This window comes from Micromonospora sp. KC606 (genome assembly GCF_004348675.1).
Lineage (GTDB): Bacteria > Actinomycetota > Actinomycetes > Mycobacteriales > Micromonosporaceae > Micromonospora.
Genome location: NZ_SMKN01000041.1, coordinates 21563 through 33014, shown reverse-complemented (window position 1 = coordinate 33014; position 11452 = coordinate 21563). Strand labels below are relative to the sequence as shown.

Below are 11452 nucleotides of genomic sequence, written 5' to 3'. Positions count from 1 at the left end.
CGGTCATTTCATGACGCGAAAGCGTAGGTGCGTGACGTGTGGCGATTCGATCACCGCGGTTCGTTCGAGTTCGATGTGGTCGGCGCCGAGGTGATCGAACAGGCGGGTGCCGGTGCCGAGGAACACCGGCACGAGTTGCACGTGGATCTCGTCCACGAGCCCGGCCCTGACGAACTGTTGTCCCGTGGTGGGCCCGCCCATGATGAGGACGTTCCGGTCGCCCGCAGCTTGGCACGCCTGGCGCAGCGCGCTGTGGAGTCCGTCGGTGACGAACGTGAAGGTGCCGCTCTTCATCGTCAACGGCTCGCGCGACTCATGGGTGACCACGAAGCACGGCACCGGAAACGGGGTGTCCTGCCACAGGCCCACACCGACGTCGAACGTCCGTTTGCCGATCACCACGGCGCCGGTCGTCGCGTAACGTTCCCGTGCCTGTTCGACGTCGACCCCGGCCGGGGTGACGCCGTCGGCAGCCACCACGCGGTTTCCGCCGTCGTGAAACAGCCACTCGTGCAGCCGCTCGCCGCCCCTGCCCATCGGCTGTTCGGTGGTGACGTCGGGTCCGGCGGCGAAACCGTCTAAGGACACGCTCATGCTCAGCAGGGTGCGGCCCGTCGCGGCCAGCGGAAGACCAGTCATGCGGGAACCGTAGGTCTCAACCGGTCCATCGGTAAGGTCCAGTTTCATGCCTGTTGAGTGGACCGGTTCTGGGCCGGGGCTGCCCCTGCCGGTGGACCGGAAGAGCGCGGAACCGCTGCGCAGTCAGATCGAACGCGCGCTGCGGGAAGCCATCCGGACCGGTCGGCTGGGCGCCGGGGAACGGTTGCCCCCGTCTCGCGTACTGGCCGCCGACCTCGGCGTCTCCCGTGGCCTGATCACCGAGTGTTACGCCCAACTGCAAGCCGAGGGCTATCTCGTCACATCGCCTGGCTCGGCCACCTGGGTTGCGGCGACCGCCTGCCCGGCACCGGACCGTCCGGTGCGGGCGACCGACAGCGAACGGATCCGAATCGACTTCCGGCCCGCCGTACCCGATCTGTCGAGCTTCCCCCGGGAAGACTGGGGCCGGGCGCTACGCCGCGCCTGTCGGCAGGCGCCCACCGAGGCACTCGGCTACCCCGACCCGTACGGCACACCGGCGCTGCGTGAGGTACTCGCCGCCTATCTTCGGCGGGTCCGTGCCGTCGCCACAGACCCCAGCCACACGATCGTCTGCGCCGGGTACGCACAAGGGTTGCAACTGCTCCTGCGCGCACTCGCCGACAGCGGTGTCCGGACTGTGGCCGTCGAGGATCCCGGCGACCCCGACCACCACACGATCGGCACGATGGTGGGGCTGAACGTCGTCGCCGTACCCGTCGACGACCAGGGCATCGACGTCGAGACTCTCGAGGCGACCGACGCACGCGCCGTGATCCTCACCCCCGCGCACCAGTCGCCCACCGGCGTCGTCCTCACCCCCGAACGGCGACACGCCGTCGTCGCCTGGGCATCAGCCCGAGACGCGACAATCATCGAGGACGACTACGACACCGAATTCCGGTACGACCGCGAGCCGGTCGGTGCCGTCCAGGGTCTCGCACCGGACCGGGTGGCGCTGCTCGGCTCGGTCAGCAAGTCACTCGCACCCGCCCTGCGGCTCGGCTGGGCGGTCACGCCCCCGCACCTGTCGGCCGCGGTCGCCAAGCACAAACAGCTCACCGACCGTGGCTCACCCGTCATGGACCAACTCGCCCTCGCCGAGCTACTGCGCAGCGGCATGTACGACCGGCACCTACGCCACATGCGCCGACGCTACGCCGCACGCCGTCAGGCTCTCGTGGAAGCACTACGGAAGCACGCGCCCGACATCAGGCTTCGGGGTCTCGCCGCCGGCTTCAACGCTGTCGCCCAACTGCCACCCGGCGCCGACGAACAGGCCGTCATCGCAGCCGCCCGACGTCGATCCGTCGGCCTCTACGGCATGAGCAGCTACCGCATGGCGTCGAAGACGCGTACCGCGCAACTCGTTCTCGGCTACGGCAACCTCACCACGGACGCCATACACGAGGGCATCCACATCGTCGCCGATCTGCTGCAAGCCGCCACCTGTCCACCACAGGGCGGCACGGAGTAACGGTCATTCGGCGGGAAGGGTGAGCTTCCGCCCACGCATGAGCAGGCCGGCTGCGGGTATGACGCGAGCATGAGGGCGAGTTTCCGGATTGGCCGAATCGCGGGCGTACCCGTCGGAGTCAACTGGAGTGTCCTGGTCATCTTCCTGCTGATCGCCTGGGCGCTGTCGGCCAACCAGTTCCCCCGGGCGTACCCCGGCCGGCCGGTGGCCGCGTACGTCGCGGCCGGGCTCGCCGCGGCGGTGGTGTTCTTCCTCGGTCTGCTCGCCCACGAGGTCTCGCACGCGGTCGTCGCCAAGCGCAACGGCCTCCAGGTGCAGGGGATCACGCTGTGGCTCTTCGGCGGGGTGGCCGAGCTGCGCGGCGAAGCGCCGAACCCGGGCGCGGAACTGCGCATCGCCGGGGTGGGGCCACTGGTCAGCCTGCTGCTCGGGTTCTTCTTCGGCGGCATCGCCGTGGTGCTCTCGTTGGCCGGTGCGGACGGCCTGCTGCTCGGGTCGCTGGCCTGGCTGGCCGGCATCAACGTGCTGCTGGCGGTCTTCAACGTCCTGCCGGCCGCCCCGCTCGACGGCGGCCGGTTGCTGCGCGCCGCGGTGTGGAAGGCGACCGGTGACCGGACGAGGGCGTCGATGGTGGCCGCCCGCGCCGGGTGGGTCCTCGGCGCGCTGCTCATCGGCCTCGGGCTCTTCCAGTTCCTGACCGGCTTCGGGGTGGGCGGGCTCTGGCTGGCGCTGATCGGCTGGTTCCTGATCGGGGCGGCCGGCATGGAGGAACGCCAGGCCCGGATGGGCAGCGCGCTGGCCGGCGTCCGGATCGGCGACGTGATGACCCCTCAGCCGCAGACCGCCTCGGCGGACATGACCGTCGCCGACTTCGTCGACCACTACCTCTTCGCGTACCGCCACTCGGCGTTGCCGTTGACCGAGGACGGCCGGCCGGTCGGGCTGGTGACCCTCGACCGGGTACGCGGCATCCCCGCCGACCGGCGGGCCACCACCACCCTCGCCGAGGTGGCCTGCCGGGCCGAGGACCTGGTGCTGGCCCGGCCGGAGGAACAGCTCAACGATCTGCTCCCCCGGCTCAGCGAATGCAGCGACGGGCGCGCGCTGGTCGTCGTCGACCAGCGGTTGGTCGGGATCGTCTCGCCCAGTGACATCAGCCGGGCGGTGCAGCGCGGCAGCCTCCGCCACCAGATGTCCGGCGACCGCCGTTAGGCCGCGACCCGCTCCACCGGAATCCACAGCTCGGCGTCGGCGTGGGTGCCGTCGACGGAGATCCGGGTACGGGAGATTTCCGGCCCGGGCCGGCTGCGGTACGGGTTGGCGGGGAACCACTGGGTGAACACGTCCCGCCACAGGTGTTGCAAGGCGGCCGGGAACTCGCCGGAGGTTTCGAACACCGCCCACGTCCCGCCCGGGACGGTCACCGAAGCCAGGCCCTCCGGCACGTCGGCGTCGGTCACCACCCCGTGCCAGTAGTCCAGCTCGGCGCCCTCCTCGCGGGAGTCGCCCAGCCGGTCGCTGGCGTCGACCAGACCCGCCGGCTCCTGGTCCGACAGGGCCTCGACCCGGGCCACCGCCGCCTTGTCGAGCCCCCGGCGGAACGCCACGATCGCCGGGTTCATCCCCTCGTGGACCAGGGGCACCCGGGCCCGCCACCCCACCAACCTGAACTCCGCCTTCTCCACCACGCGGTACCGCATCTCGGCACTCCCCTCGACGACGAGACGGAAGGAGAGCCGCTGCTGGGAGCGCAGCACCGCGCCGGCACGCCGGGCCTCGCCGGGCCCGACGCCGTGCACCGCCCGGAACGCCCGGGTGAACGCCTCGGTCGAGCCGTACCCGTAGCGGACCGCGACGTCGAGCAGCGTCCGCTCGCCGGCCATCACCTCGGCCGCGGCCACGGTGAGCCGCCGGCGGCGGACGTACTCCGACAGTGGCATCCCGGCCAACGCGGAGAACATCCGCCGCAGGTGGTACTCCGAGGTGAGCGCGATCCGGGCCAGCTCGGCGACGTCGACGCGCCGGTCCAGGTGCCGCTCGACGTGCGTCATGGCCTCGTTCAACCGATCCAGCACGTGGATCTCCTTCCCTGACGAGATCCACGCTAGGCAGGCGGGGGCCGGCGGACCCGACATCCGGTGCCCGCTGCGGTCGGGTCGGTCACAGGGCGTGGGAGCCTGCTGCCGTCGGCAGCAGGCTCCCACTGACATGGACCCCGGCGATCTCAGGTCCGCCGGGCAGTGTGCCCAACGCTCAGATGCGGCTCCATCGCTGGTTCGCGGCACCGGAGCAGGTCCACAGGATGATGGGTGAGTTGTTGGCGGTGGCGGCCTGGTTGACGTCGATGCACTTGCCGGACTGAACTCCGCGGATGGTGCCGTCGGCCTGCGTCGTCCACTGCTGGTTGGTGCCCGAGCCGCAGGTCCAGAGGATCACCTTGGTGCCGTTCGCGGTTCCGTTGTTCTCGGCGTCGAGGCACTTGCCGCCGATGCGCAGCTGGCCGGAGGCGGCGGTCACGACCTGGGTGATGCCACCGTTGCAGTCCCAGATGACCGCCTGAGGGCCGTCGATGGGCGCGCCGCCAAGAATGTCCAGGCAACGACCGGATCCGGCACCGCGCAGGCTGAAGGTGTCGGTCGGGGTCGTGGAGCCGGTCCGTACCCGGTACATGGCCACCCCGTGCGCCGGGACGGTGGCGCTGATCGCGCCGGAGGTGTTGCGGGCCGCGTGTGTCCAGACCTCGAACAGGTTGTAGCCACTCGCCGCGGGCATACCGATCTCGGCGGCGGTGGTGGAGATCGTCGCGGTGCTGCCCGACCGGTTCAGCAGGGCGACCGCGACCGAGCCGTCGCTGAGCGGCTTGGCCCACACCTCGGTCTCACCGAAGTCACGCACCCGCTGGGCCTGCCGACCCAGCGAGTCCTGGTTGATGGCCAGCACATCGGGGTTCGTCAGCACGGCGCGGACGTCGGCGGGCATGGTGGTGATGTCGTTACCGGCGATCAGCGGAGCGGCCATGATGGCCCACATGCTGAAGTGCGCCCGGTTCTCGGTCGGGGAGAAGGTGCCGCGTACGCCCACCTCGAGCATGTCGGGGTCGTTCCAGTGCTGCGGGCCCGCCCAGGAGTGCAGCGGGGCCTGCACGTCGAGGATCTCGGTGACGCCCATGAAGCAGTCGCCGGTGCAGCCGCTGCGCCACTTGTCGGTGATGTCCTCGGTGGTTCGCCACATGTCCGCCACCGGGCTCCAGTCGAAGGAGGGCCCGGTGTTGGAGTGCGCACTGTTGGAGTTGATCGAGTAGACGATCGGCCGTCCCGTGGCACGCAGCGCGTCGCGCATCAGCGAGAAGCTGGCGATCTGGTCGTTGAGGGTGCCCCAGGGCGAGCACCAGTCGTACTTGAGGAAGTCGACGCCCCACGAGGCGAACGTGTTCGCGTCCTGCTGCTCGTGGCCGAGCGCGCCGGTGGCGCCGCCAACGGTGTTGAAGTACTGGGCGCAGGTCTCCTCGCGCGGGGCCTGATAGATGCCGAACTTCAGTCCCTTGCTGTGGATGTAGTCACCCAGCGCCTTCATGCCCGACGGGAAGCGGGTCGGGTCGGAGCGAAGGTTGCCGGCGGCGTCGCGGGTCGTCGCCTGCCAGCAGTCGTCCACCACGACGTACTCGTAGCCGGCTGCCTTCATGCCGGAGCTGACCATGGCGTCCGCAGCCCCGCGAATCTTGGCTTCGTTGATGTTGCATCCGAAGGTGTTCCAGCTGTTCCAGCCCAGCGGCGGCCGGACGGCGGGGCTGCCGGGCGCCGCCGCGGCGGGCGAGGCGGCGAAGGTGAGCGTGGCCATGCCTGCCAGCGCGGTGGTAACAGCGGCGAGGGTGGCCGTCAGGGGCCGCACAACTGCTTTCACAAGTACCTGCCTCTTTCGGGGGTGAGGACGGATCGGCGGGGTTCCAGGACCACAACGACGATCAGGCAACAGCGACGGGAGCCGTCGGAAGTTCCACCGCGAGGCCGGGCTGCGCTGCCGCGGTCATGACCGTCGTGGTACGGGCGATGAGCCTTCGACAACCGATGTGGAGGGGGACGGTTGTTGTTGCGTTCGGCGAGCTCAGTCGTCGGCTCGCAGCAGTGTTATCGCTCACATACAGGGCTGTCAAGAGCCTCGGGCGCGCCGGCCGCGCACTCCGATTCCCCGCGTCTGGCGCGCGTCGATTACCAGCGAATCCGCCGCGGCCGGGTGGGTCAGGGGCGCGGGAAGTAGCGGTCCAGCGCCTCGGTGCGGAACTTGCCGGCCGGGTCCCACTCGGCCAGCAGGGCCCGGAAGTCGGCGTACCGGGGGAAGGTGGCGGCTACCTCCGCCGGTTCCAGGGAGAAGACCTTCCCCCAGTGCGGGCGGGGCGCGAAGGGGGCGAGCCGCCGTTCCACCTCGGCCAGCACGGGCAGCACCGCCGTGGCGTCGTCGATCCAGGTGAAGTGGACGGCGAGGCTGTCCCGGTCGTGGTTCGGGCTCAGCCACAACCCGTCGGCGGCCACCGTACGCAGTTCGCAGGCCTGGAGCACACCGGCGATCCGGTCCCGCATCCCGTCCAGCGCGGCCAGCGCGTCGGCCGTCGCGGCCCGGGGCAGGTGGTACTCCGACTGGAGTTCGTCGCCGCTGCTGGGGGTGAAGCCGAGTCGGAAGTGCGGCAGCCGCTCGTGCCACGGGCCGGGCTCGCCGAGCTGGGCGGTGCAGTTGCGCGCCGGCATCCCGGGCACCGGGTGCACCGGTACCTTCGCGGCGGCGCCGCCGAGCCAGTCGGCGGGCGGGGCCGGCTGGTCCGCGAGCTGCTTGCGCCAGACCTGGTCGACGCGCGACGAACGCCAGGAGGTGAACCCGCTGACGCTGTACGCCGAGGACAACGCCGTGTCGATCGCCTCGCCGGGCAGGTCGAGGTGGACGTACTGGCGGACGTCGAAGGTGGGGGTGGTGTCCAGGGTGACCCGGGTGACCACGCCCAGCCCCCCGAGGGAGACCACCATGCCGGCGAAGCGGGGATCGCCGCGGTCAACCGTGACCAGGTCCCCGTCGGCGGTGACCAGTTCGAGCGCGGCCACCGCCGCGGCCAGGTTGCGGTTGCCGGCACCGGAGCCGTGGGTGCCGGTGGCCACCGCGCCGGCCACGGAGATGTGCGGCAACGAGGCCAGGTTCGCCAGGGCCAGCCCTTCGGCGTGCAGCCGGGTCGCCAGGTCGCCGTAGCGCAGGGCGGCGGCGACGGTGACCGTGCCACGCTCCCGGTCGATCTCGACCGTCGACGGCAGGCCGGCGAGGGAGACCAGCTCCCCGGTGGTGTCGCCGAGGCGGTTGAAGGAGTGACCGGTGCCGACCGCCCGGACGCGGTCGCTGCCGGCCACCAGCCGGCGCAGCTCGTCCGTCGAGGAGGGGCGGTGGAAGGCGCGGGCGGCGTACGTGACGTTGCCAGCCCAGTTGCGGCGGGGAAGGTCGGTCACGGTGCTCACGTCTCCTCGGTCAGGGCGGCGGCGAGGGCGTCCAGCGCCTCGTCGACCTGGGGCACACTGTAGCCACGGACGTCGCGGGCCAGGCCGGTCACCCGGGCTTGGTCGAGCGCCGCGCGGGCCGCCCGCCGCCGCTCCGGGCCGCCGAAGGTCAGCGCCTCCTGCCCCTGCCGGATCAGCGCGTCCACCGGCCCGACCCGGTAGCCGCGCAGCGTGACCGTGAAGTCGGGGTCGGGGAACGCGACGCGACGCGACGGCCGGGCGTCGAGGAAGCGGTCGCCCGCGCACCGGGCCAGCGCGGCGGAGACCTCGTCCGGCGACTCCCGGACCTCGCCGAGGTCGAGCAGTTCCACCGCCGGGCGGTCGTCCACCGGGTGGCGCGCGCCGGCCGGGCCCACCTCCGCGCCGGCCGCCGGCACCGCGAGCAGGCGCGGGGCGACAGGCCCGCCGGAGCGCGGTGCCGGCTGCTCCAGCACCAGCGCGTCCAGCTCGGCCCAGGTGAACCGGCGGCGCAGGCCGGGCCGCCGAACGGTCAGGCCGCCGGTGTCGGCGGCGAACCGGAACGGGCGCAGCGTGCCGGCGAGCACAACGACGCCGAGCGCGATGCCGCCGACCGCCACCAGGGTCCGCAGCAGCCCGTGACCGTCACCGATCGCGAGCAGCAGGGCACCCGCCAGGACGCAGATCACCGGCAGCAGGAACCGGCCGGGCCTTCGGTGCAGCTCCATGGCATACCTCCGTCGTGATCGCGGTTGTCCAGGGCGCCCATGGGGAACACTGAGGTGATGAGCAGCTACCGCGACCCCATCCTGCACGGCGACGTCTACCCGTCGGAGGAGGAGATGGATCCGACGGGGATCGGGCTGGAGCCGGAGAGCGCGCCGCCGGCCCGGCACCCGCACCTGACCGCGCCGGCTCCCACCCCGGAGCCCGAGCCGGAGCCGCCGGGCCCCGGTCCGGCCCCGCGCACGGACGGCCCGGGCGCGATGTCCATCGTCACCCACCACCTGGACGGGTCCACCCAGGTGGTCACCGACCTGGACGGCGACGGGATCGCCGACGTGGTGCAGTTCGACCTCGACGGCGACGGCGTACCGGACATCACCTACCTCGACAGCGACCGGGACGGCCGGCTGGACACGGTGCTGCGCGAGCCGGGAGTGGCCCTGCCGGCCCGCTGACCCGGGCTGCGCCCGCAGGCCTGGACCGGAGCGGCGCACCGGCGGGCCCGGGTCACAGCTGCGGCAGGACCTCGGCCGCGACCAGCTCCAGGTGGTCCAGGTCGGCCAGGTCGAGCAGCTGGAGGTAGATCCGTTCGCTGCCGGTCTCGGCGTACCGGCCGATCTTGTCGACCAGCTCGGCGGGGGTGCCGGCCAGGCCGTTCTCCCGCAGCTCGGCCGGCTCCCGCCCGATCGCGGCGGCCCGGCGCGCCACCTCGGCGTCGGTCCGGCCGCAGCAGAACACCAGGGCGTGGGACCAGCGCATCGTGCCCGGGTCACGGCCGATCTCGGCGCACGCCTGGCGGACCCGGCCGACCTGGGCGACGGTGGCCTCGACGGAGAGAAACGGAAGGTTGAACTCGTCGGCGTAGCGGGCGGCGAGGCGCGGGGTGCGCTTCGGCCCCATGCCGCCGAGCAGGATCGGCGGGCGTGGCTGCTGCACCGGCTTGGGCAGGGCCGGTGAGTCGGCCACCGGGTAGTACGTCCCGGCGAAGTCGAAAGTCTTGCCGACCGGCGTCTCCCACAGCCCGGTGATGACGGCGAGCTGCTCCTCGAGCCGGTCGAAGCGCTCCCCCACCGGCGGGAACGGAATGCCGTACGCGGTGTGCTCCTCGGCGTACCAGCCGGTGCCGATGCCCAGCTCGACCCGGCCACCGCTCATCTGGTCGACCTGCGCCACGGTGATGGCGAGCGGGCCGGGCAGCCGGAACGTGGCGGCGGTCATCAGCGTGCCGAGCCGGATCCGGGAGGTTTCCCGGGCGATCCCGGCCAGCGTGGTCCAGGCGTCGGTCGGCCCCGGGTCCCCGCTCACCGCGCCCATCTTCAGGTAGTGGTCGGAGCGGAAGAACGCTCCGTACCCGGCGTCCTCGGCGGCCCTGGCCACGGCGAGCAACTGGTCGTAGCTGGCCCCCTGCTGGGGCTCGGTGAAGATCCGCAGTTCCATGCTCCGAGCATAGGGACTCGCGCCCGACCGGGCCGCCGGCACCTGCCTCGACCGACCGCGCCCCGAGCCGGGGGACCGTGGCCTCGCCGGACGACCAGGCCACGTCCCTCGCTCTGCCGTCGTGACCGGCCGGATCAGGCGTACGGCCGGGTCGCGTAGGCCGCCCGCAGCGCGGCCAGCCCGGCCGCCCTGGGTGAGAGGGTGCCCCACCCGGAGTTGAAGTAGTTCGTCCGCACGATCCGTGGCCCCCGCTCGGCGTTGAGCCGGGCGATGGCCGACGGCACCGTGGCGATCCAGGCCGCCTGGTCGGGGAACTCGGCGACCCGGACCCCCCACTCGGCGACGATCACCGGGCGGGACAGCGCCACCGGGCCGAGGTCGGCGACCACCCAGTCCCGGGTACGGCGGAACCGGGCCAGCGCGGTGTGGATCGGATTGATGGCGTAGACGTTCCACTGGAGGAAGTCCAGCTTCGCCATCAGCGACTCCGGGTGGGTACGCCGGTAGGCGGCCCGGTCGAAGCCGCCCGCGCCGATCGAGAAGGTGGTGCCGGCCGGCAGCGGGCGGGACCGGAACCAGTCCACGATGTAGGTCATCGCCTGCACCGCGCGGCTGTCCGAGTCCGCCCAGTCGTACGACACGCCCGACTCGGTGGTGCCGAACTCGTGGTCGGTGTCCAGTTCGGAGGCGAGCTGGATGTTCACCGGGAAGCCCAGCGCGCGGTACTGCGACAGGGCCCGGGCCAACAGCCCGTCGCAGCGGCCGGCGAGGACCTGGCCGTACCCGTACGCCTTCGGCCACGCCGTCCCGGGACGTTGCTGGATCGTCATCGCGGGCGCCGGGACGGAGTGGTTGACCCCGTCGACGGTGAACGTCTGCGGCCCGGTGTCCGGGGCCCCGTAGTGCTTCAGTTCCAGTACCACGGTGATCGCGAACCCGTTGCGTCCGAGGGTGGGCAGCCACGGCTTGTTCCAGCCCGGGAGGACGTAGCCGTCGCCGAGGCTGCGGTACTGGGTCAGCGAACGGAAGTTGCCGCCGGTCAGGTCCGCCGTCGGGTCGCCGTTGCCGACCAGGTAGTAGCCGCCCAACACCGGCGGGGCGATCGTGTAGTCGGCCGTCGTGGTGGCGGCCCGCCCCCCGTGGTCCCGCACGGTGACGGTGACCCGGGGCATCACGCCACCGCCCGGTAGACGGCCACCGACCCGTTGTCGGAGAGCTTCGTCCAGGCCCGCCCCGAGTCGTCGGTGACGGCGACGGTGAGCGGGTCGACGACGGCGGTGACGCTGGCCGGGGCGCTGCGGTTGCCCTGGGAGTCGGTCACCACGACGGTGACCGTGACGGGCCGGGTGTCCGGGTCGCCGTACGTGACGGTGAGCGTCATCGGGTCGCCGGGCGAGTAGGTCGAGGCGTTGAGGCTGGCGGTAACGGTGGGAGCGGCCATCTCCGCCCCCTCCTTTCTTGCTCACACGCGCGGCAGCCGCCGGCGTGCCCGGTCGTCCGCCCGCGACGGAACGCTGCGCCGTAGGGCGCCGACCGGAGGTGGGGTGACGTCATCGTCCTGACGTTGGCGGGCGGCGTCCGGCGGCGGCACGCGGGCCGCCGCCGGGCCGGAGGGATGCGACGTGGCCCGCCAACGCAGCCTCTCCACCTGCCTCCACCATGCGCCGGTCGGGTGCCGGGGCCTATC

General features: G+C 72.1%; 12 protein-coding genes. 3 read left to right on the top strand and 9 right to left on the bottom strand.

Features of this window, described 5'->3' with window-relative positions:
- Nucleotides 1–3 precede the first annotated feature (3 nt).
- Nucleotides 4–687 carry a dihydrofolate reductase family protein gene (locus E1193_RS11940; protein ID WP_207922670.1) on the bottom strand — a complete coding sequence of 228 codons (684 nt, stop codon included), beginning with the start codon at nt 685–687 and terminating at the stop codon, nt 4–6.
- On the opposite strand from E1193_RS11940, the gene E1193_RS11935 reads away from it, so the two are divergent.
- On the top strand, nt 686–2116 hold the full coding sequence (locus E1193_RS11935; protein WP_132183142.1) for a PLP-dependent aminotransferase family protein: 1431 nt from the start codon (nt 686–688) through the stop codon (nt 2114–2116). The two genes, E1193_RS11940 and E1193_RS11935, sit on opposite strands and share 2 nt — an antisense overlap.
- Nucleotides 2117–2185: 69 nt before the next feature.
- A complete protein-coding gene (locus tag E1193_RS11930) occupies nt 2186–3328 on the top strand; it encodes a site-2 protease family protein (protein WP_132183140.1) in 1143 nt (380 codons plus the stop codon).
- On the opposite strand, the gene E1193_RS11925 is transcribed toward E1193_RS11930, so the two are convergent.
- The 4 genes from E1193_RS11925 to E1193_RS11910 form a co-directional block, all read right to left on the bottom strand.
- A complete protein-coding gene (locus E1193_RS11925; RefSeq protein ID WP_132183138.1) occupies nt 3325–4191 on the bottom strand; it encodes an AraC family transcriptional regulator in 867 nt (288 codons plus the stop codon). The genes E1193_RS11930 and E1193_RS11925 overlap by 4 nt on opposite strands.
- A gap of 178 nt (nt 4192–4369) precedes the next feature.
- Nucleotides 4370–6004, bottom strand: coding sequence for a ricin-type beta-trefoil lectin domain protein (locus E1193_RS11920; RefSeq protein WP_347877024.1), 1635 nt, complete (start codon nt 6002–6004; stop codon nt 4370–4372).
- Between the two features lie 347 nt (nt 6005–6351).
- Entirely contained in the window at nt 6352–7605 is a 1254-nt protein-coding gene (locus E1193_RS11915; RefSeq protein WP_279433325.1) for an FAD-binding protein, read from the bottom strand.
- Complete coding sequence (locus E1193_RS11910) at nt 7602–8330, bottom strand: hypothetical protein (RefSeq protein ID WP_132183136.1); 729 nt, start codon at nt 8328–8330, stop codon at nt 7602–7604. Before E1193_RS11910 ends, E1193_RS11915 begins: the two co-directional genes overlap by 4 nt.
- 57 nt (nt 8331–8387) lie before the next feature.
- Between E1193_RS11910 and E1193_RS11905 the strand changes: the two genes are divergently transcribed.
- The gene (locus E1193_RS11905) at nt 8388–8783 is read left to right on the top strand and encodes a hypothetical protein (RefSeq protein WP_132183134.1); all 396 of its coding nucleotides are present in this window, start codon (nt 8388–8390) and stop codon (nt 8781–8783) included.
- A gap of 52 nt (nt 8784–8835) precedes the next feature.
- Here the strand turns inward: E1193_RS11905 and E1193_RS11900 are convergent, their stop codons facing one another.
- The 4 genes from E1193_RS11900 to E1193_RS11885 form a co-directional block, all read right to left on the bottom strand.
- Complete coding sequence (locus tag E1193_RS11900; RefSeq protein ID WP_132183133.1) at nt 8836–9765, bottom strand: LLM class F420-dependent oxidoreductase; 930 nt, start codon at nt 9763–9765, stop codon at nt 8836–8838.
- A gap of 134 nt (nt 9766–9899) precedes the next feature.
- Complete coding sequence (locus E1193_RS11895; protein WP_132183131.1) at nt 9900–10937, bottom strand: hypothetical protein; 1038 nt, start codon at nt 10935–10937, stop codon at nt 9900–9902.
- Nucleotides 10937–11206 (bottom strand): hypothetical protein, encoded by a 270-nt coding sequence (locus E1193_RS11890; protein WP_132183129.1) that lies wholly within the window; start codon nt 11204–11206, stop codon nt 10937–10939. The genes E1193_RS11895 and E1193_RS11890 overlap by 1 nt, the downstream gene beginning before the upstream one ends.
- Nucleotides 11207–11227: 21 nt before the next feature.
- Nucleotides 11228–11413, bottom strand: a complete 186-nt coding sequence (locus E1193_RS11885; protein WP_132183127.1) for a hypothetical protein — start codon at nt 11411–11413, stop codon at nt 11228–11230.
- Nucleotides 11414–11452 lie beyond the last annotated feature (39 nt).

What these genes read in the sequence shown, in the direction of transcription:
- E1193_RS11935 (WP_132183142.1), top strand. Translation starts at nt 686, where the DNA reads ATGCCTGTTGAGTGGACCGGTTCTGGGCCGGGGCTGCCCCTGCCGGTG.
- E1193_RS11940 (WP_207922670.1), bottom strand. Translation starts at nt 687, where the DNA reads ATGAAACTGGACCTTACCGATGGACCGGTTGAGACCTACGGTTCCCGC.
- E1193_RS11930 (WP_132183140.1), top strand. Translation starts at nt 2,186, where the DNA reads ATGAGGGCGAGTTTCCGGATTGGCCGAATCGCGGGCGTACCCGTCGGA.
- E1193_RS11910 (WP_132183136.1), bottom strand. Translation starts at nt 8,330, where the DNA reads ATGGAGCTGCACCGAAGGCCCGGCCGGTTCCTGCTGCCGGTGATCTGC.
- E1193_RS11905 (WP_132183134.1), top strand. Translation starts at nt 8,388, where the DNA reads ATGAGCAGCTACCGCGACCCCATCCTGCACGGCGACGTCTACCCGTCG.
- E1193_RS11900 (WP_132183133.1), bottom strand. Translation starts at nt 9,765, where the DNA reads ATGGAACTGCGGATCTTCACCGAGCCCCAGCAGGGGGCCAGCTACGAC.
- E1193_RS11895 (WP_132183131.1), bottom strand. Translation starts at nt 10,937, where the DNA reads ATGCCCCGGGTCACCGTCACCGTGCGGGACCACGGGGGGCGGGCCGCC.
- E1193_RS11890 (WP_132183129.1), bottom strand. Translation starts at nt 11,206, where the DNA reads ATGGCCGCTCCCACCGTTACCGCCAGCCTCAACGCCTCGACCTACTCG.